Source organism: Bacillus cereus group sp. MG9, assembly GCF_040459995.1.
GTDB classification, from domain to species: domain Bacteria; phylum Bacillota; class Bacilli; order Bacillales; family Bacillaceae_G; genus Bacillus_A; species Bacillus_A mycoides.
Genome location: NZ_JARVHC010000004.1, coordinates 19,664 through 41,371 on the forward strand (window position 1 = coordinate 19,664; position 21,708 = coordinate 41,371).

Sequence of the window (21,708 nt, forward strand, 5' to 3'; positions counted from 1 at the left end):
CTTTTTCATTATATATTTTTACCCGAACCAGATTTAGAGATTACTTGCATATGTTTTGAAGTTTTCGCATCAGAATCAATTAATGCTAGACAGCCTCTTCAAGGTAGTGTAATATGAAGCTTACTTCACATGAAATAAACTTCATATAAAGTTTTGTTAGGAGGGATTTGTTTGAACAATAGATTTAAAGAACTTTATTTATGTTCGTTTGCAATTATTGCAATAGGTTTTATTGAAATAATGTTTGATCACACTGAAGCGAATTTTGCTGAGGGATTTTATTTAGGTAATTTAAAGATACTAATAGGAGTAATTTTTTTAATTTTCGCTTTAGTTTCTCAAACTAAATTTAATACTAATCGTAAACAGTTAGAAAGAGAGCTATCAAAAGAATATGATGAGAGGGATGATTTAATAGAAGGAAAAGCTTCACAATTTACCATGAGTATTCTAATGCTCATGATTATTCTGATGATGTTTCTTTCGAAATGGATTATGATTCCAATGAATGCTGGGCTATTTCTCATTATAATATGTTGCCTAATTACTAAAACATTAGCTAAAAAATATTATAGTTGCTTTCTTTAATTAGGAGATTTCTATGAAAAATATAGTAAAAGAGCTACGTTTAAAGCATGGAATAACACAGCAAGAATTAGCTGATAAAGTATTTGTATCTTCAAGAACGATTATTTCGTTGGAAAAGCAAAAGTATAATCCATCTGTTTTACTAGCATATAGAATATCTGCTGTTTTCAACCTATCAATTGAAGAAGTTTTTATATTTGAAGAAGATGACTAATAGTAGTATACAAATATAATTGACAAGAAACATTCAAACAATATAGCAAAATACAAATAATGAATATAAGTAGGGAAAAATTCATTATTTGTATAATAAGTGGAGGTAAATAATGGCTTTAAAATTATTTGGTATCGTTTTTGGAGTGGTATTAATCTTATGGGGATTATATAGAATGAAAAAAGATGATGCATTCGTAGGAAAAACTCAAACAAGAAAAAATCTTTTCAATTTGTTGATTCTTGGAGAGGCTTCTGGATTAGGACAATTCTTAGGTGGAATTCTGCTTGTCATTTTAGTAATCGTATCCTTTATAATTAAATAATTTGCAAACAAAAGAGGTAGCTTTAATCAAACTTTATTCTAAACCAACAAGTATAAGTAGTCTCCTTTATTAAGCGTTGTTTGTAATAACAATATTATAGTGTCAGTTTGAAACAAAGATGCACTGGGCGCTTTTCTTTAATAACAATCACAAGAAATGCTTAAACTTTTTTATAAAAATTAAAAACATAATTTAAAGAATTAACTCCGTTTTGAACAATCTATATTCAAAATGGAGTTTTTACGTTAGTTGGGGTCACCATACATGCCTATCAAGTTAAAGTTTTATTGCACCCCCAGAATGAAATTTTTAGGCTTTCTTGTAACAAAGAAGATTTTGGGGGTGACTTGTCTTCTTAGCTTGATAGCGATGGGGTAGCACCACACATCCATCAACCTAAGATTTTGAAATAACCCCAAAACGAAAATTTGATATCTTTACAGTTACTTATGAGAACTTAGCTCATTTTTTTCGTTTTGGGGCTTATGTAATTGATTTATAGAACCCCTCCAACTAATAGAAGAAGCGATCCCTATATAAGTTCAACAGGTGATAGTTGGAAATAAATGCAAACTTATGACCTGTCTTTACACGTATCTCGGCTGTACCCCCTTATAAATTTCTTTCTCTTCAGCTAGATATTTATAAAGGTGGGGCTTATGCAATTTTGCATATCTAAATAAAGGGTATCAATATGCAGAGTATGATTAAATTATATTGATAGTATTCAAGATTTATTAAATCTCGAATGAATTAAAATAGCATTTTCGAAAAATCATATATATCAAGGTGCAACTATTATATTTACTTAAGTGAAATTGAATAGTAATTTTATAAGTATAATTTTTCCACTTATACCAATATGTAATAATCGAATTATTAAATGTAATTCGACAAAATTCTACTATTTACGCATTTAAAATCTCATGTTTTAATAAAGTTGTAATTGATTATCCACTAAGAAGGGAGAAATCTAGAATCAGCAAAGTATCACATTTTCACACAGTATTAATTTCCTTATTTCGGTAACTAAAAAAGGAGTATGACTTCTTCAGAACAACTGGAGATAACTGATATGCTTTTTATAAAGATCGGAGCAGATTTTGTATTGTATACATGGAACTGCCGATTAAAAAATACTTGGAATATATCAGAAGTCATATGCGATTTCATTTTTCGAAAGCGCTTTAATTATAATAATTTAAGAAGAAAGGTTGGTCTATATGAACAGAGGAAAGAATCGTAGATTACAAAAACCAATAAAAGTATTTGCCACATCAGCTATTTTGGCAACTACGTTATTTACACCTATAATGCCAAATGATTTAAATGTACATGCTGAGACAGTTTCCACACAAACTGTAAATCAATATGAACAGAGAGAGTTTGATCTTCCAGCTACGGGGAGTTATTGGGATGAAGGGAAAAGAGAGCGAAGAGGCGAGCAAAAAAACTATATGCCAACAGGCATCTACGTAAAACCAAATGAACAAGTTACAATTGAAGTATCGGGAACGCAAAAGATTAGAGCGATTATTGGGACACATCAATATGATAAAGAATGGGGAAAGGAAATGGATCTTTCTCCTGGTTCTAATACTATTTCCTCTCCAAATGGTGGTTTATTAGGGTTTGATAATCATCAAGATACAGGAACAGTTAAGGTGAAAGTCACACAAGGTGGGAGTCCTGTTCCATTTTTCGAACTAGGAAAGCATACGAAAGCAGACTGGATTGCGATGATGGACAAGTATCCAGATGCGCATGCTGTTCAACTAAAATCAGAGAAAGCAGTACTTACTGTTACTCGTGACAGTGCTAAGAAATATATAGTAAATCAAGATCCTATTCCTCTATTAAAAAAATACGATGCAATGATTCAAGCACAAGATAAGATATCGGGATTATCTGAAACAAATTCTAATCCGTTACATCGTTCAACCAAGCGTATTTGGGCTTTTGTAGAAAATCCTAACAAACAAGACTGGGGTATGTATGCAAGTTTGGATGGAGCTGTATTTACTACTGCTGGTGAAGCAATTAAAAGTACTTTAGATATAAATGCATTTGGATGGGGACAAATGCATGAAGCGGGACATGCAAGACAACAACACCCATGGACGTGGAATGACCTGAGAGGAATGGGAGAAGTAACTGTTAATCTATATTCTTTGGCTGCACAAAAGCAATTATTCCCTGATCAACAAACACGTTTAGAAAAAGAGGGGGATTATGATAGAGCCTTTGCGTATTTAAAACAAACTGATAAAGATTACAAAAATATTGACGACTTGTTTGTGAAACTTGTTATGATTTGGCAGCTTCATTTAGCGTATGGGGAAGATTTTTATCCGAATCTTCACAAACTATATAGGGAATTACCAAATGAACAACTTCCTCAAACAGACGAAGAGAAAATCCAAGCGTTTATATACAATACATCAAAAGTAGCGAAACAAAATTTACTTCCGTTCTTTGATCAATGGGGACTGAAGGCAACGCCAGAAACAAGAAAAAAAGTAGATGCTTTGAATAACCCGACATTAGTTGCTCCTATCTGGGAAGCAACTGACTCTAAACCTATAAAACCACTAGCTGCATTGTCGAAAAAAACAATGAAAGCAAGTGCAAACAGTGAGGAATCACGTGATCCAGCTAGTAATGCAATTGATGGAAATCCAAATACAATTTGGCATAGCCAATGGAATGTACAAAATCAATATCCATACAATTTAACATTAGAACTTGATAAAAATCAAACAATTTCACAAATAGACTATCTGCCAAGGCAAGATGGGAACCAAAATGGCCGTATATTAAACTACAATATTTATACAAGTGTAGATGGGGTTAATTATGACAAAGTATCATCGGGAACATGGGAGAATAACAGTGATAAGAAAACAGCGAAATTTGATTCTGTTACTGCAAAATATATAAAAGTAGAAGTGACGAATGGAAATATTGGATATGCCTCAGCAGCAGAAGTAGATGTTCTAACTGATTCTACATCTGTTAAACCATATTTATTGCCTAAAAGCACAATGAAAGCAAGTGCAAATAGTGAGGAATCAACTGGTTCAGCTAGTAAGGCGATTGATGGAAAAACAGATACAATCTGGCATAGCAGTTGGACAGCAAATCAATATCCATACAATTTAACATTAGATCTTGATAAAAATCAAGCGATCTCAAAAGTAGACTATCTGCCAAGACAAGATGATTCGGAAAATGGCCGTATTTTAAATTACAATATTTATACGAGTGTAGATGGCGTTAAGTATGACAAAGTATCATCGGGAACATGGGAAAATAATAGTGATAAGAAAACGGCAATATTTAATCCTGTTACTGCGAAATTTGTGAAAATAGAAGTGACAAATGGACAGAATGGCTTTGCTTCTGCAGCTGAAGTAGACATTTGGGGATATTAATCATTTAGCAATATGAATGAACACGTTATCGTAGGGGGAGAGCTATTTGAGAATCACCTTGTGATAACGTGTAATAGTTTCGTAGAAAAGTACCAACAAGGATAAAACAAAGGGGAGCAAGGGCAATATTTTCTGAGAAACACGAAGAATAGTAGTTTTTTATTACAAGTATTATATTGAGGCATCCTCGTATTTTGAAAAACACGTTAAGAGTTTTTTGCTGGCTAATTTTACTGCATGTTCTACTGATTGTACGAATTGTTCCCATGAAATGATAGATTGTAAGGATTCAAAAGGATCTTGTTCTAATTCTTTTGCTTCAATTAAAGCCTTCACGTGCCATTTGTAGTAACCGATTCTGATGCACTTCTCTCCCATTATATAATGGTAAATTTAATTTTCGAATAAACTCTAGTCGATCCATAACCTTATGAAAATTTTTAATAGAAACGACACCTGGAGGTTGTCTCAGCCATGATAAGTACGAATATTTGTATCCTTTTCCTACTTTTAATAATGTATCTAATTGTTTACATTGAAAAGAAGTAATTCCTTTTGTCAATTGTTGAAAAGTCCTCCTATGAGCTCGTTCACGTACTGCCTATGCTACATGTTCAAGTGCATATATGGCCGGAAGAATGATTTTTCTTTTCCTCATTTTTGTAATAAAAGCTTCCACTAAAAGGTGCCCTTTATCTGTTTTCATTGCGATAGGAAGAAGGCAACGTGCTAACTCTCGATATTCTTTTAAAGTAAATGTTCGAAATCCGAATGAACCTCTAATTTTAATGAGATGTTCTCGGCGAGTTGTGTCACTCCCACGTGCGTAATTTTGTATAGCTGAAGGTGAAATTCCTAATTGTTTAGCAATTGTATGTACGATAAAATCTGGAGCCTTTTCATTTGCAGATAATGGTCTTCCGGGAAAACGTAAGTAAGCGATTTGTATGGCAGAACCTAATCGATTGGCAGCACCGCGTTGTATATTTATAATGTGCAATTCCTCATCAGATATTGTGTAATAGCGTATAATTCCTCTTTTGTCCATATATTCAGGAATTCCATAGAAACCCTCCCTTTGTGATGCAGTAAGAAGCTCTCTCTTTTTCAAATTCTCATTCCACTTTGTACGTTACTTGTTTAGAAAACTACACTTCTTTGTAATTAAATAACCTATCTTTATGATAATGACCAGATTGGTTATTTGCTACAGAAAACAAGACCTTAGCCTTCTCATTTCTTATAACTCTGTGCATATACTTAGTGCGATAATCACCGTTTTGATAAACAAACCAAACACGTTTGTTACATGATTCCTCATTTTTATAAACAATGTGAACAACGACGAGTACTCCTAAAACTATCGTTTTTTCAATTCATATTTTTCGATACATATTTTAATTTCCTAACATTGATGTTTTAAACTTCAGCTATTACAACTTATAACCAATGAAAGACTTTTGTAACATTTATGAAAGAGATATGAAAGATTTTTAAAGTAACATGAACTTTAGAGCATTGATTTTAACTTATTCAAAAGTAAAAAATCGTACTAAGAGAGAACAACAAAAATGAAAAAATATTTAAAACAAATGGGATCGGAAAGAAAATGATTCCTGCCATAGCGGATTAGGTATTTTTGCAGAATATATTTGATGTAAGGAAGTGCAATTATGAGTAATGTAAAAATTATTACTTACGTTTTAAGTAAACCAGAACAAGATCATAAAGACCTTATTAAAGCTATCAAAGATTATGAAACATGGGTAAAAATCACAGAGTTTACTTGGATTGTTGCAACCACTGATTCATGTATTAACATTATGAATATTTTAAAGAAACACTTGCATTCTAATGATCGCATGTTTGTAGCCGAGCTTACTGGTGTTTCAGCTTGGCAAAATATTCTTTGTAAAACTTAATTTTTAAAAGAATATCTTTAATTTAGAATAAAAATGGTTTTTACTGAGTTAACTGTGTTTATACATTGGAATCAGTTAACTAATCAATTTGGAATATTGATAACTGGGTATTCAATGAGAACGCAAGGAATGACCATTAATTCCCATCATCTAACTTGATTCTACGTAGGGGTATCCTACCATCAGGTTTCCATATATAGAAATCTCACATTCTTAACAGTTTGTAAGGGTGTTAAGTATTGTAGTTAAAATCTAGAGCAGACAAAGGATTTCTAAAGAGTCGATGACACGTATATCAAAGAAAAGGTCAATGGATATATCTGTATCATGCCGTGGATTCCGAAGAAACTACGATTGATTTTTATCTCAGTAAAACAAGTGACAGCAGGACTGCAAAGCGATTCTTCAAGAAAGCTTTGTGGTCTTTTCATATTTTTAAGTCTCGTACTATACCAGTCTATAAGAATCCGGTTTATCTAATAGTAGTAATAGAAGAATTGAAAAAAGAGAACAAGATGATAGCAGGCATACAAATCAAGCAATTCAAATACTTGAACAACATAGTAGAATAATCCCGTTGATTTATTAAAAAGCGAGTTCCTTCTATGTTAGGATTAAAGTCTGTTTACACAGTAAAGTTCATTATTTCTAGAATAGAAGTGATGCATATGGTGAAAAAACAATGAAGTATTTTACGGAACTAGTCTGTTCAAAATTAGAAAGAATCAAGTAATTATTTGGTATTACTGCATAAACTTGATCCCCTTAAGATATGTATGATTTTTCCAAGAACATAGCATGTCTGTACCAGGACCTTTAATCTTCTAGGGATTGTAAGTATACAATATTCTTGTGTTAAAATGACCATCTGGCGTATATAATTATGATTTCTATTGAATGTACATTCAATGTGTTTTATTCTCAATTGGCAATAATATTCTGTTACGTTTATATGAATAACTTATGTATTCTTTAAGAGTACATAAGAGAAATATTTTTTCGTTATCAATAAAAGAACCGAGGAGATTTTACGAATGCAAAAAAGAATTGCAATAATAGAAGATGAAGACAATATAAGGGAAATATGCAAACGGTACTTAGAAAGGGAAGGGTATGAAGTATATACAGCTGTAAATGGAGCAGAGGGCTGGTCTATATTTCAGCAATATCAACCAGATTTAATCATTTTAGATCTGATGATGCCGAAAAAAGATGGCTGGGAACTATGCGAGGAAATTCGTCAACAATCTAATGTTCCTATTATTATGTTAACCGCTAGGGCAGAGGAAAGAGATCGAATTTTGGGTTTAACAATGGGAGCGGATGATTATGTAACAAAGCCGTTTTCACCTCGCGAATTAGTACTAAGGGTTCAAATTATATTAAGAAGAGGAAATCAGACAATTATAGAAACGAAAGAACCCGTATCAGAAGTAATAAAGTTCCGAGATTTGGAGATTTATCCAACGAAGAGGTGTGTACTTGTTTGTGGATGTGAAATTGAGTTAACAAATAAAGAATTTGAGGTACTTTATATAATGGCCACCCATCCAAAACAAGTGTTTTCTCGTTCACAACTTCTTGAACAAATTTGGGAGTTTGATTATGAAGGATGTACGAACACAGTAACGGTGTTAATGAGTCGTTTACGTGAAAAATTAGAGAAGAATTCAACAAAGAACCGTTGGATTCATACAGTCTGGGGAATAGGGTATAGCTTTGATTCAAATGGAGGAAATGAAACATGAAATTACGTTATCAATTGTTACTGATGAATCTATTAAGCACGAGTGTTATGGTAGTTGCTATATGGTATAGTGATACGAAAATGTTACTTGAACCGGAACAAACACGGTTATTAACAGGAATTGCAATCATAGCAATGATTTTTTCAACCTTTCTTTACTGGTTACTAACACGCCCTATTATGAGATCTATTCAAAATTTAATTGAATTAACAAAACAATTTAGTGATAGACATTTTGAAACGATATACATAATAGGAAAAGAACCACGAGAGTTTAAAGAATTAGCAACAGCTTTTCAACAGATGGCGAAAAAATTAGAAGAGGGGTTTACTAAGTTAGAGGAAGGAGAAAAAGCACGTACAGAGCTGATTGCGAATATTTCACACGACTTACGAACACCTATGGCTAGCATACAATTGATGATAGAAGCATTACAAGATAATTTAATTGAAGATCCTGACATGAAAATGCAGTACATAACGACAATCCTAAAAGAAATACAACGATTAAATGGATTAATCAATGACTTATTTGATCTTTCAAAGTTAGAACTTGGACAAGAAGAGTTTTATCCAAGTTTATCACATGTGGACAGCATTCTACTAGAAGTACTAAATTCACATTCTATCTTATTAGAGGAGAAACATATCCATTTACAATTACATGTTTCCGACACATTACCTCGACTTTGGATTATGCCATGTAAAATAGCACGAGTTATCGGTAATTTGTTAAACAATGCAATCCGACATTCCCCTGTATCTGGAAAAATCGAGTTGATTGTAGAAGACAATAAACAGAGGCAACAAGTCAAATTTATTTTGCGTGATGAAGGAGAAGGCATTTCCCCTAATGATAAATTGCGCATATTTGAACGCTTTTTCAGAACTGACCCATCAAGAAGTTCACAATCTGGAGGTTCAGGGCTCGGATTAGCCATTGTAAAATCATTAATTGAATTGCACAAAGGAGAAGTTGGCGTTCGAGATCGTTCGGATGGTAAGCAGGGATGTGAATTTTGGTTTACTCTTCCCATTACTTCAGAAAAAAAATAAGATCGCTGCAAGACTTTTGTAATAGTTATGTTATCGAAATGATAGACTTCCTTGTTAACATACATGTAAGCATTATGTTAGAGGAGGAGCTTTACTTTATGAAAATAAAATATGTATTGTTTATCGGGGGATTCCTAATAGTTGGGGAAATTTTATTGCTTTTATTCCGTCCTGAAAAACTATTTATTGATAAGCAAGTGAATCAAGCATTGCCACAAACAGAAATAAAATCAAAAGAATCTCAACTACAAGAACAAATAGTAACCAAAGGACAGTTTCAGAACGGTGTCCATGAAACAACTGGAGTAACAACAATCTATCAATTAGCTGATGGAAAACGTATTTTACGCCTTACTAATTTTTCAACTTCTAATGGCCCGGACGTTCGAGTTGTGTTGGTTCCTACGAAGCAATTGAAAAATAATGAGGATGTTAAAAATTATAAGTATATTGAATTAGGAAAATTAAAGGGAAACAAAGGTGATCAAAACTATGAAATTCCTAATGAGATAGATGTAAGTACATACGGTGCAGTTTCTGTATGGTGTAAGAGATTTAATGAAAACTTTGGTGCAGCTTATTTTGCAAAATAAGAAATAATAAAAACAGGTGATAGAGTTGAAATCTATCACCTGTTTTTTTGTTTTGTAGAATGTATGGAAGAAGGGATAGTTGCGTGAAGATTTAGAGAAGGCAAGAACGAGCTGCATTCCTAAAAATAACTGTAAAGAAGCAGAAGTGTTGTTTGGTAACACCCTCTTTGTTAGTGAATTAAAGAGGTCAAAATTCGTTTACGATATTGAGAAATTCAGCAGAAATCTGATTTATTTGTAATTTCATGAAAGACTTTTGTAACATTTATGCAAGAGATTTGAAAGGTATTTAAATTAAACTGAACTTCCGAACGCGAAATTCGGATTAAGTATGTAGATAAAAAACAAATAAAAAGCGAGGAATGACATTATGAATGGAAAAGAAACAAAAAGGGTAAAAAAGATCCTCCCTGTAGGAATTGGAAAGAAGGTAATCCCTGCAACAGCAGCATTAGGAATTCTTTTTTCTATGGCACCGATTGCAGAAAATAAGGCTAGCGCAGGGATAGGTGCGGTATTAGATATAAGTATTACTGTATTAGGTGCTGTAGCAAACACTTATGAAGTACTTGGAATATCCCCAGAGAAAGTAGACCCAGGCACTCACATTGATGTATATGCAGAAAACGAAACTTACCAGGCTCCTAGTTTTACATCTGGGGAATTTAATATTTCCATGTATCATACACAAGGTGATTTGAATTTTCTTAAACCAGTTAAAGTACGCTATCCAAATGGAAGAATTGAAATTCATCAACTAAGATCTGGGCAGCAGCTTAAAATTACTGAAGCAGGTGCAATTATAGATTTAAACCCTAATGGAGCAAATGTCTCAGAACACGATCTTCTTTACATTACACAAGCACAATTAGAAGAAGGAAAGACCGGAGTTGTGATAAATCAAGGCCAACATGCATATGTAGAAAAAGCATCTGGTAAAAACCCGAGATTTCTTGGTCCACTTTATAAAAAATATGCAGAAAGCTGGACTCTAGATTGGGATGTGGTTGCTAGAAATTCGGATTACCTATTTGATCAGATAGCAAATAAATTATCAGATAAGCAAAAACAATTGATAACATTGACTTCAAAGCCAGTATCTAAAGATGTCCTTGACAACTATGTTACTAATGATCCTAAAGCTCGTGCAGATTTTTATGATCGATTATCTGATGTATTGGCGGAGCGTACTAACGTCATAGAGACAGGTCTGCTACTGCCATTCATTAGACTAAATGATGGTAAACCTTATCAAATTATCCCTTATAAAAAAGGAACGAATAAAGTAATCGTAAAAACAGGTTCAAAATACCTTTCAGGAAAAGAAGGAAACGAACTTCAATATTCCGATTCGCTTGGCGATGATGAAGTGTTTGAACTTGTTCAGATAGAAAATTCTGATGCTGGTACAGTTCAGTTCCGTTTAAATAACAAGAATGGAGTAAGTTTAGCTGCTGATAGGGATACTTCAAAGTTCGGTACTGGTGAGCGTTTCTACTCTGAAATTCGTTTCGATGATAAAAGCAACAATGAAATTCACAATTGGTTAATAGAGTGGTATCCGGGTAAAGAAAATGAGAGACAGAAGTATGACGAAGTACAGTTTGTAGCTGATGAAAAAGATTCTACTAAATTGATTGCAAAAGATTCTTCTGGAAATGTAATAAAGAACAGTTGGGTAAACCAAGGTTCTGCTTATTATTTTTCAGATGCTGAAGGAGCCCTTTTGACAGGCTGGCAAGACATTAAGGGGAAGACTTATTATTTTGATCCGTCTAATGGCGAATTAGCTACGGCGAGAAATAAAGCTGATGTACGGATTGAGGGTAAGTTTTATACTTTCGATGATTCTGGCGCTTTGCAACGATCAGTATGGAGTAAGAGTGGCTATGATGGTCGTTCCTATTCCGATGCTTCTGGAGCACTTATTGAAAAGGGTTTGCGGGAAATCGATGGTAAAATTTATTATTTCGAAGGTACTGTGGCCCTTAAAAATGAAATACTACGTCTAGAAGATCAAAAGGTCATCCTTCACTTTTCCGACAAAGGTGTGCTTGAGAGAGTTTCTAATCTAAATGGAAAAGTTATAGACAGCGCTATTAATGTTAAGTTTGACAATAAAATATTAGCATTTAATAAAGACGGTTCGATTTTGAAAACAGGGATCAACAAAAATGAGAAAACACTGGCATATTATAGTTTAGAAGATGGAATTTCCTATACTGGTTGGAAAGTGATAGACGGTAAGAACTACTATTTCACAAATGGTCTCAATGACACGTTCAATGATTATAGAGACATTGACGGAAAAAGATATTATATTCATGAAGACGGATCAGCTAAACGAGCAGGGTTTGAAAAAACAGATGGTAAGATATACCATTTTGACAATAACGGCGTAGCACAAACAGGCTGGCAAACTATCGATGGTAAGTATTATTACTTCGATGAGAAAGGGGCAGCTAAAACAGGATGGTTCCAAGTTGGTGGGGGATATAGACCTATTCCTCTTGCATACGGATACCTTTGGTATTGTGCTAGAGAAGATGGTTCCCTTTATGCAGACGGTTGGTTTAAAATCGACGGTAAAGATTATCACTTTGACCAATGGGGACATAAAATGTAATAACATAATGATAGTTTGAAAAGTTAGCCTATACGTATAAAAATGGGTTATGACATGGACTGAGTTTATTTTCCATGTTATGATCCGTTTTAGTTTTTTTAGGTATACTCCCTATTATTGCTTCCAATTCGATTCTTTGAGACTGAATAAAACATAGATATTTTTACTCAATTGAAATCATGCTATGAGGCCTTGAGAATTCTTTACTGTACAAAAATGACCACCATTAAAAAATAAGACATAATTAAATTTGTATGGTATCAGAGGTGTAACAAAATGAAACAACTACATATAAGATTATCTCTCGTACAATTATTTCTTTTAGTTTTGAATCTATTTATATTTTCTTCAGCCCTGCCATTTTTACCTTGGTTTGTTGAAAATGCTTTTGGTTGGATAGGTATCTTAGCTACCACTCCTTTATTGTTAATTATCGGTTGAAATAGCTCTTACAGTTAATGGGATAATGGCGATCATAACAATTGTATATTTGCTGAAAGATTTCTTTAGATTGAATAAAAAATATAAGTTCATAAAGTTTATTAGCTAATATGCCTAAGTATCATATTGTTAAAATGTTTGTTCTACTTATCAGGGAAAATGACGCAACCGTAACGGAGGTTGTAAAGTATTTATATATATCTACAACAAGAAACAAAGGCTTTTGTAGATAGCTTGTTTGTTTTACTAACCTTACTGAATTGTCACCTTTATGTAAGGTTAGTAGATAGTTTGTTTAATGTTTAAATGTAATACTAAGATCATAAGAAGTGATAATAAATTTTTAGAAATAATAAAAAAGTGTTGTTCATAGTTGTAACAGCAACTAAAAAATGACTAAGAAAAAATTCAATATATGTATAATAAGTGGAGGTAAATATAATGGCGTTAAAATTATTCGGTATCGTTTTTGGAGTGGTATTAATCTTATGGGGCGTATATAGAATGAAAAAAGATGATGCATTCGTTGGAAAAACCCAAACAAGAAAGAATCTTTTCAATTTGTTGATTCTTGGAGAGGCTTCTGGATTAGGACAATTATTAGGTGGAATTCTGCTTGTCATTTTAGTAATCGTATCCTTTATTATTAAATAATTTGCAAATAAGAGGAGCTAATATCTATAGTTTAGCTCCTTTTGTTGTGATAAAGTCTTTAAGCAAGAACGCGAATGTTTTAGAAATGGATACATTCTATAGAAGCATAGATGGTACTCGTTATTAATAAATGGCCTAATAACTATTTCGTTTAAAAGATATATTTATGATATTGAGGACTTTGGCAAATGGCTGCTAAAGTCCAAAAAACTATCTACAAGTAATATCTGGCCTTCACTTACTTCAGATGATTTTGAAGAGCATTTTTCTATTTTAAAAGAGCAGCGTAGCTACTCAGATAAAACGATACACCGCATTTAGGGGTACCGTCACACATCCATCAACTTAAGGATTTAGACTATTCTTAAACTTAAAAGCACGTTACTATTCTCTTATGTTAATGAGAAAGGGTGACGTGCTTTTTATGAATATGCATCAAAAACAAGAGCTGTCTTTATTTGCCGAAGAGTTATATCGATATATGTCTCCCGCTACACTTAATCAATTAGCTATAGAAGCAGGTGGAATGAAACGAAAACGTAAGTGCCATGGGCACCATTTTTTATCTTTGTGTGTATGGTTAAATCAACAAATCGCTACAACCTCTCTTACTCAACTTTGTAGTCAATTAGAAACTTCAACAGGAATTTTATTAAGTCCTGAGGGACTGAATCGACGATTTAACTCGGCTTCTGTAGCTTTCTTTCGAAATGTATTTACTACACTTCTACAAGCTAAAATTGGAGGATCATCTACAATTTCTCATTCTCTTTCTGCTTACTTTGAGCGGATCCGCATCCTTGATTCTACAACCTTTCAAGTTCCAGATCGATTCGCAGCTACTTATCCTGGTGCCGGAGGCTGTAGTCATACAGCTGGTGTGAAAATTCAATTAGAGTATGACTTGTTGAGTGGAGAGTTTTCTGATGTGAAAATTGAACCAGGAAAACGAAGTGATCAGGCATATGGGGCGACTCGAATGGACATGACACAAAAGAATGAACTGTATATTCGTGACTTAGGGTACTTTCGTTTACAAGACTTTAAATCGATCCAAGATAAGGAAGGGTATTATTTATCACGTCTTAAATTACCAACTAAAATATATAGAAAAGAATTCGAAACAGTGGTATTTAAAACAAAACCTGCTCAATTGAGACCGGTATATAAACAAATTCATTTGGAAGACATCATGAACCAATTACAACCTGGCCAAGTGTATGAATTACATGATGTATATGTAGGGAGCAAAGACAAACTACCCACTCGCATTGTGGTTTATAGATGTACAGAGGAGCAAAAACAGAAACGTCTACATGATCGAGCTATTCGTGAAAAGAAAAAAGGGATTACATATACAGAGCGTACGAAACTTTTACAAGGAATTACGGTATATATGACAAACATTCCTACGGAATGGGTACCGAAAGAGAAAATTTATGATTTATATTCACTGCGTTGGCAAATTGAGCTGTTATTTAAAATATGGAAATCTTGGTTTCGAATTCATCGTTGTAAATCTATTAAACAAGAGCGATTAGAATGCCACCTTTATGGACAACTCATTAGTATCCTATTATGTTCTTCTACTATGTTTAAAATGAGAGAACTCCTGTTACGTAAGAAACAGAAAGAACTAAGTGAATATAAAGCGATGTACATAATTAAAGATTATTTCTTACTTTTTCATCAAGCACTACATAAAAACACCCAAGAATTATCAAAGATTCTCCTTCGTCTGTTTAACCTCCTACAGCGAAACGGACGAAAATCTCACAGATATGAGAAAAAAACAGTCTTTGATATTTTAGGTGTTGTGTATGAGTATACCACTTCTGCCCATCAGGTAGCATAGCGAAAAATTTGAAACCCGTCAGGGTTTATTTGATGTGCCTACTTTTATGCTATCTATAAAAGATAATAAAAGACTACGTGAAAAAACCACATTTTGTATAAAAAGATACCTTAAGTTGATGGATGTGGGGTAGCACCACATGCCCATCAAGCTAAGACAAATCATTACCCCCATAACGAAAAAAGATGCCGAAAGGCACCCGAGTGAGACAAATCAAATATCTGAACAACATCGTGAAGCAGAATCATCCGAAAGGAAATTGAAGGAAGCACGTGATATTGCGATGAAAGAAATGAAACAGCTTGCAAAACAAAAAGGCGCAAATGCAATTGTTGGGATTGATGTAAACTATGAAGTGGTTCGTGACGGAATTCTAATGATTGCTGTAAGTGGTACAGCTGTACATGTATAAAAATTATTAAATATACTCAACCAAGCATCTCAACTTTTCATGAGATGCTTTCCTGTTTTCATACCTTATGTGACTTTTTATTCTGTCACACCAGATTGGATAATTTTCACATCCGCGGTTACATGAAAACGTAAATGCTTATAGGAGTTTTCCCACTCTTTATCGTTCCACTTTTTTGTTTGAGTCCTACCAAATTTTCTAAGACCTATAGGATCTGTTCCTTTATTGATAAATCTTTTTATTAATTTGGTTGCCTTTTGCTCTATTTCATTTTCCATTATCTTTTCTAGCCTTCGTATTTCTTTGGCATTATCCAAGTTTTTTGTTTTTGTCAATTCCTGAATTTCACCCGTCACTTGAATATGGGCATCTATGAATGGATTCCGGCTATTCCCCTTCATTTTGTATTTTGTTCCAGATTTAATATTTTCTATCGTGGCATAATTATCAGAAAAACCAGGGAGGTGGGATTGGTACGTTCCACTTTTAAATTTATCGGTCAACACTTTGAATATAAACAAATCTTTAGATGAGAGCGTATCAACCATCCTATACCTTTTAAATAAAGCCACGCCATTTAACTCTAATAAGTTTCCTTTTTTTGAAATTAGGGGCAAATATGAATCTCTCGCATCATCATAAAGTTGATTTAAAAATAAATAAAAATTTGTTTTTGGTTGTACCCCATTCTTAATATTTTGCTCAATTAAGGAAGATAAATAGGTGGAAACCCCTTTTTCTTTAGAGTAAGTTCCTCTTAAAAGTGTCTCCCCTCCTTCATTTGCAATCGCTAAATAGATTGCATTTCCGATACTTGGGATTCGGTTCATAGTTTCTAAAATTTCTTTCATTCCCTTTTTAGCTAATTTTTTATCAAATATAATCATGCGTAATTGACCTAACTCTAGAGGTCCAGAAGATTGTTCAGATGCTCTTGCCAGAATTTCTTTACTACTCTTCCCCGATGCTGAATAAATTTTTGTTTGTCCACCGCCACTACTTGTATACGCCGAAATCGCAAACGTTCCTCTTATTTTATCTTCAGCCTCTAAATCATATGAAGCAACTTGAATTAAATCGATGTCATCAACAATTTTAGTTTTAGCACACCCTGTTAAGAGGACACTTAATATCAGAAAAAATACCCACTGTTTCATCTTTATCTCCTTAATTTTATTCGAATGGTTTGGATAATCCAAAATATAGGAAGGTACATATATATGTAAATAAAGCCAGCTTGGCCTACCCAACCATTTAACAAATTCAGCTTATTACGATTATTCAAGAAAAATGTTAAAATGAAGATAAATAGAAGAAGAAACGGCAAAACATATTTTTGTTTTATCCTCAATGTCTCTTTTATGCCACGACTTACTCCCCATAATGTTATGGCCATATTCGGTAATATAAAAAACGCCCAGACAGAGATTATTATGTACTCAAATCGCTCTATAAAGGGAAGCTGGATGATTTTGGTCATACTCAAATATGCCCATATAGCACTAGAAAGTTGTTTTTCACTAAAAAATGCAAGTGATAAAATCATAAGGTATGTGTATATAACCGTCGTTACTAAATTCCCGTAGTGCGCATATCTCTGAGAGGTTCGCGCATTTTTAATAAAGGGATAATAAATCAATAACATTTCAAATCCTAGATAGCTGAACATAGTTCCTTTCATTCCCTTAATAATTTCTTGAAATGAATGCTGCCATATTGGAAATAGATTTCGAAAATCTGCGTATTGCAAAGGATAAAAAAATGTAAAGAACAGTATGCTTGGAATGACAATTCCAAAAAAACCAATGCCTGCAACTACACGAAATCCTCCTGTTACAATGTAGTAACATAAAATCAAAAAAACCCCTGAAAGAATCCACGTAGGCATAGAAGGAAACATCCAAACATGTACTACCTCAATATAGCTGTGTAATGTTGTTGCACCCAGCATTAACACATATCCTAGAAAAATGAGGTTGAATACTCCGCCAATCCATTTTCCAAAGACATTCTGTTGGATTATGATAATGTCCCCATTACCTTGATTCAAAATTTGATATATAATCCAAATCATGAGGTTAACAGACAATCCAAAAAATAGGGTACTTATCCACGCATCGTTTCCTACTAACTTTGCACTCACTCTTTCAAAACCAAGCATACCCACTCCCATTTGCATAGTACAAATTAAAAAAAATACTACAAATGGGGAGACTTGATACTCAGTTGGAATGTTCTTCATAACGTTCCTCCATGTTAGATTCAATCATCAAAATCATTTCGTGATAAAATTTCATTTTTCTTTGCGTCTTCGGGATTAAAACGCATGCGCTGTTTGCTTCTTGAAAATAAAGGTCGCTCAAACATTGATGAGATTGGCATACGAATAATGCTGTCTTTCCAATCTGCCAGTCTTGTAGGATAAAAAGGGAATAAATAAGGACGTTTTAACGATTTTGTACGTAATAAATGTGTTAGAAGAAAAGAACTTGCTATAACAATCCCTAGTAGCCCTAGTAGTTGTGCTGCTACTATAAATGGAAAGCGGATTACTCGAATTGTAATACCAATTCTATAAATTGGAGTTGTAAATGATGTAAGAGCAGAAAGAGCAACAATAATGATAAGCACGTTACTTGTAAGACTGGCTTGTACCGATGCTTGTCCAATTACAATACCACCTACTATACCTACGGTTAATCCAACTTTAGTTGGTAAGCGCGCCCCTGCTTCTCTCAGTAATTCAATAGTTATTTCTAAAAAAAATGCTTCGATTACTGGAGGGAAAGGTATCTTACTTCTAGAAATCACCAATGTTTCAAGAAGTTCTTTCGGAATAAGCTCGTAATGATATGTTAATATTGCAACATATAAGGGAGTAGTTAAAACGGAAAATATAAAAGCAAAAATTCTTAACAGCCGAAAAAAAGAAGCTAAAACCCAAGGCATAGTATAGTCTTCTGTTGTAGAAAAAAATTCAATCAATGTCGTAGGGAGTGTAATAGCAAACGGTGAGCCATCTACAAATAGTGCAACCTTTCCTTCTGCCAAAACAGCAGCTACACGATCTGGACGCTCTGTATTAAGGAAGTGTGGAAAAATAGAATTTGGATTATCTACAATTAGTCGGGCTAAGTAAGTACTATCAAGAACGTGGTCTATTTTAACTTTACTTACCCGTTTTATGATTTCCTCTACATTTTGATTGTTTGCAATTCCTTCAATAAATACTACCGCCACAGAGGTATTAGAAAGATCTCCTACTCTCAATGCTTCTACCTGGAGAAACGGCGTTGGAAGCCTTCTGCGCAGCAAATTCAAATTTGTATCCAGATCTTCAACAAATGCGATTTGTGGGCCTACAATATTATATTCAATTTCAGCTTTTGAAATATCCCTGCCTTCTTTTTTTGATATATTTATTAACAAACCACTTGATACATCTTTATCTATTTGAATTAGTATATACCCGTCTAAAATATCATTCTGAATGTCTTCTATTTGTTTTGTTACTTTTGCAACTCCAATTGGTAAAGCAGCTTGAATATCTTGTAGTGAATTGAAAGGTTTTTCTTTAATGTACGGTAAAACATCTTCTTGTAACATATTTACATCAATCAATGTCCGAAAATATGAGACCACTACAGGAGAATTATCCGAATGGATTTTTAATTCAGTGAAATCTCCAGATTTCTTTAGCAATTGAATAAGGTCATGCAAAGATTTTATAGGATAACAAGGGATTTTTTCATGCTGTTTCAATTGACAATACCCTTCCCTTCAGGAATAAAATATGTAATATATTCAAAAAATTCACATTCCAAATTTTACGAACAGTAATATATAAATATACTCATTGAAATTGCTATGTCCCCTCTAGAAATAACTTAACCCAAAACGATTAGAAAAATGTATATAAAGGAAAAAATATAAGGATGGGTCTCTGTTTATTGCAAAATAAAAATACAGAATGTTGCAGAATTTCTATTCATCGATATACAACACGGCTTTATTTGGAGAGGTAGGCGTGATAGACTTGTTCGAATCCTGACAATCTTTTTGATATCTGGGTTCTTGGCAGGAAAACCATGCCTGCAGAGTCTCCAAGTCAAGCCATCCCTGATTAAACCCCAATGAATGTTTAATCAAAAATTCGAATTTAATGTACTGCCCAACTCTGTATTTTTTTCGCTGCAAAAAACATGTCTTGCCACATCACCATCGAGTTAAGATTAAATTTGTATCCATATAGCGAAAAAACCGCTATTCTTTTTGTAGAAATATGCAGAAAGGATGGCATTTTTTATGAGTCTTTCGATTCAAGATGAACTTCAATTATATTAATTGCCATGAGTATTAATAATTTATGATTACTATGAAATTACACAATAAAAAAAGAGTGCTAGTTAGATCGTTTAACTAGCACTCCTCTTTTATAAATGTGTTACTTTTTGATTGTAGGTACTGCTAACTAAGAATTCAACAAGGCTCTACACGATTCCCTATAGATACGAAAATCCCTAGGGAATCTTGGCGAAGAACTAATGAATAATTGTAGTAGTAAACATAAATAAATGGTCAAAAACTCAATTTTAGCTATGTAAAAATTATACAACTAAACACGCCGGTATAAAGTCCTGTAATACTAAATAAGGCATTAAAATTAAAATTCATCTTCTAAAATTAGATTGCCGGCATCATTATCTTTTGTCAATCTTTGCTTCAGATAATTTTCTTTTGTAGTCCGATCATTTTTATGACCGACTGCAGCTGCGATGACATGAGGTGGTAATCCCTTGTAATCATACAAGTACTGTACATAAAAATGTCTAAAGAAATGGGGAGTAATTCGGATATTCTTTGTAAAAGGTAACTGAGTATCCTTTATGATTTTAGAAATATATTGTGACAAGTAATTATCTCTATAAGCAGTATGGTTCTTAGTTTGAAATAACGTTCCACCATTTCTATTCCCAATGTCTATAGGTAACCTTCTTCGAACTCGGAACGCGGCAATCCGATTAAAAATCTCCTTATTAATAGAAACAATGCGTTCACTATCTCCCTTTGTATCAACCGTTAAATAGTATCGTCCTCGTATAGCGTCATACTCAAGATCTTCCCACTTTGCATGGGCTACTTCGGCAACACGTAACCCTGTAGTAGCTAGGACCGATAATAAAGCATAATTGATTTCATTATCCTTATAGTAATGAAGCAACTGCTTCACTTCCTCATATGATAATTCGCGTTTTGGTTTATCGTGTTTATTAACGGTCGTACTTAGAAATTCCACATGAAGAGGTTCCTGGATATACTGAATTTCATATAGCCATTTCAAATACGAACGGATTACACCAAGTTTCCGACTAACTGTAGATGCTTTGTATTTTTCTTTTGATTGATAGGAGATTGCCTCCTGGGATAACCATTTTTGATAGTTACGTATATGTCGCTTTCTTAAGTTCCTCCAAACTTGGCCGACTACATAATCTTTAACATCTTGATGCAGAAATTCTGTACTTTGTTTGATGAAAAAATAGAACTGGCTTAAATCACGTGCATATAGAGTCCTGGATGCATCCTTTATACGTTTTTCTTGGTCAAAATGTGTTTGCCGATTTAAATAGTAATACAATATTTCTTCATCTGAAAATCCCTCATATGTATATGAATCTTCTCTTTCGTTATTTTCCTTTTTAAATTCAGCTTCATTTATATAATCTTGATTCCATATCGCAATTATGTTTGAGAAATTTTTCTTTTGTTTCTCTATATTCTCTAAATAAGTTTCACTATGAATTGTATTCAATTTAAATTTCATTGTTAATCAACTCCATA

At 33.4% G+C, this 21,708-nt stretch carries 16 protein-coding genes and 3 pseudogenes; 14 read left to right on the forward strand and 5 right to left on the reverse strand.

The window, feature by feature from the left end; translation table 11 throughout:
* Nucleotides 1-171 precede the first annotated feature (171 nt).
* The 4 genes from QCI77_RS29965 to QCI77_RS29980 all read left to right on the forward strand — a co-directional run bounded on the left by QCI77_RS29965 (nucleotide 172) and on the right by QCI77_RS29980 (nucleotide 4,561).
* A complete protein-coding gene (locus QCI77_RS29965; protein ID WP_353826072.1) occupies nucleotides 172-588 on the forward strand; it encodes a DUF2178 domain-containing protein in 417 nt (138 codons plus the stop codon).
* Between the two features lie 13 nt (nucleotides 589-601).
* Nucleotides 602-802 carry a helix-turn-helix transcriptional regulator gene (locus QCI77_RS29970; protein ID WP_000790480.1) on the forward strand — a complete coding sequence of 67 codons (201 nt, stop codon included), beginning with the start codon at nucleotides 602-604 and terminating at the stop codon, nucleotides 800-802.
* A gap of 112 nt (nucleotides 803-914) precedes the next feature.
* The gene (locus QCI77_RS29975; protein WP_113735301.1) at nucleotides 915-1,127 is read left to right on the forward strand and encodes a hypothetical protein; all 213 of its coding nucleotides are present in this window, start codon (nucleotides 915-917) and stop codon (nucleotides 1,125-1,127) included.
* A gap of 1,223 nt (nucleotides 1,128-2,350) precedes the next feature.
* Entirely contained in the window at nucleotides 2,351-4,561 is a 2,211-nt protein-coding gene (locus tag QCI77_RS29980) for a M60 family metallopeptidase (protein WP_353826073.1), read from the forward strand.
* 222 nt (nucleotides 4,562-4,783) lie between these two features.
* On the opposite strand, the pseudogene QCI77_RS29985 reads toward QCI77_RS29980, so the two are convergent.
* A pseudogene (locus QCI77_RS29985) lies at nucleotides 4,784-5,672 on the reverse strand (DUF4158 domain-containing protein); the annotation flags it as partial.
* 562 nt (nucleotides 5,673-6,234) lie between these two features.
* Here QCI77_RS29985 and QCI77_RS29990 point away from each other — a divergent pair.
* The 10 genes and pseudogenes from QCI77_RS29990 to QCI77_RS30035 all read left to right on the forward strand — a co-directional run.
* Entirely contained in the window at nucleotides 6,235-6,483 is a 249-nt protein-coding gene (locus QCI77_RS29990; RefSeq protein ID WP_193649062.1) for a CRISPR-associated protein Cas2, read from the forward strand.
* Between the two features lie 276 nt (nucleotides 6,484-6,759).
* Nucleotides 6,760-7,169, forward strand: a pseudogene (locus QCI77_RS29995) (DDE-type integrase/transposase/recombinase); the annotation flags it as partial.
* Between the two features lie 348 nt (nucleotides 7,170-7,517).
* Entirely contained in the window at nucleotides 7,518-8,231 is a 714-nt protein-coding gene (locus tag QCI77_RS30000; protein ID WP_353826074.1) for a response regulator transcription factor, read from the forward strand.
* Nucleotides 8,228-9,286, forward strand: coding sequence for a sensor histidine kinase (locus QCI77_RS30005; protein WP_353825376.1), 1,059 nt, complete (start codon nucleotides 8,228-8,230; stop codon nucleotides 9,284-9,286). The genes QCI77_RS30000 and QCI77_RS30005 overlap by 4 nt, the downstream gene beginning before the upstream one ends.
* A 98-nt stretch (nucleotides 9,287-9,384) precedes the next feature.
* Complete coding sequence (locus QCI77_RS30010; protein ID WP_193658878.1) at nucleotides 9,385-9,879, forward strand: DM13 domain-containing protein; 495 nt, start codon at nucleotides 9,385-9,387, stop codon at nucleotides 9,877-9,879.
* Between the two features lie 370 nt (nucleotides 9,880-10,249).
* Nucleotides 10,250-12,505, forward strand: a complete 2,256-nt coding sequence (locus QCI77_RS30015; RefSeq protein ID WP_353826075.1) for an N-acetylmuramoyl-L-alanine amidase family protein — start codon at nucleotides 10,250-10,252, stop codon at nucleotides 12,503-12,505.
* Nucleotides 12,506-12,781: 276 nt separating this feature from the next.
* Nucleotides 12,782-12,946 (forward strand): hypothetical protein, encoded by a 165-nt coding sequence (locus QCI77_RS30020; RefSeq protein ID WP_353826076.1) that lies wholly within the window; start codon nucleotides 12,782-12,784, stop codon nucleotides 12,944-12,946.
* A gap of 441 nt (nucleotides 12,947-13,387) precedes the next feature.
* Entirely contained in the window at nucleotides 13,388-13,600 is a 213-nt protein-coding gene (locus QCI77_RS30025; RefSeq protein WP_251227736.1) for a hypothetical protein, read from the forward strand.
* Nucleotides 13,601-14,024: 424 nt separating this feature from the next.
* Complete coding sequence (locus QCI77_RS30030; RefSeq protein WP_353826077.1) at nucleotides 14,025-15,455, forward strand: IS4-like element ISBce2 family transposase; 1,431 nt, start codon at nucleotides 14,025-14,027, stop codon at nucleotides 15,453-15,455.
* Nucleotides 15,456-15,705: 250 nt separating this feature from the next.
* Nucleotides 15,706-15,867 (forward strand): annotated as a pseudogene (locus QCI77_RS30035) (heavy metal-binding domain-containing protein); the annotation flags it as partial.
* Between the two features lie 77 nt (nucleotides 15,868-15,944).
* Here QCI77_RS30035 and QCI77_RS30040 read toward each other — a convergent pair.
* The 4 genes from QCI77_RS30040 to QCI77_RS30055 form a co-directional block, all read right to left on the reverse strand.
* The gene (locus QCI77_RS30040; protein WP_353826078.1) at nucleotides 15,945-17,024 is read right to left on the reverse strand and encodes a Ger(x)C family spore germination protein; all 1,080 of its coding nucleotides are present in this window, start codon (nucleotides 17,022-17,024) and stop codon (nucleotides 15,945-15,947) included.
* A gap of 2 nt (nucleotides 17,025-17,026) precedes the next feature.
* Nucleotides 17,027-18,109 (reverse strand): GerAB/ArcD/ProY family transporter, encoded by a 1,083-nt coding sequence (locus QCI77_RS30045; protein WP_193657469.1) that lies wholly within the window; start codon nucleotides 18,107-18,109, stop codon nucleotides 17,027-17,029.
* 20 nt (nucleotides 18,110-18,129) lie between these two features.
* The gene (locus QCI77_RS30050; protein ID WP_353826079.1) at nucleotides 18,130-19,629 is read right to left on the reverse strand and encodes a spore germination protein; all 1,500 of its coding nucleotides are present in this window, start codon (nucleotides 19,627-19,629) and stop codon (nucleotides 18,130-18,132) included.
* Nucleotides 19,630-20,530: 901 nt separating this feature from the next.
* Nucleotides 20,531-21,691 (reverse strand): tyrosine-type recombinase/integrase, encoded by a 1,161-nt coding sequence (locus tag QCI77_RS30055; protein WP_353826080.1) that lies wholly within the window; start codon nucleotides 21,689-21,691, stop codon nucleotides 20,531-20,533.
* Nucleotides 21,692-21,708: the final 17 nt, after the last annotated feature.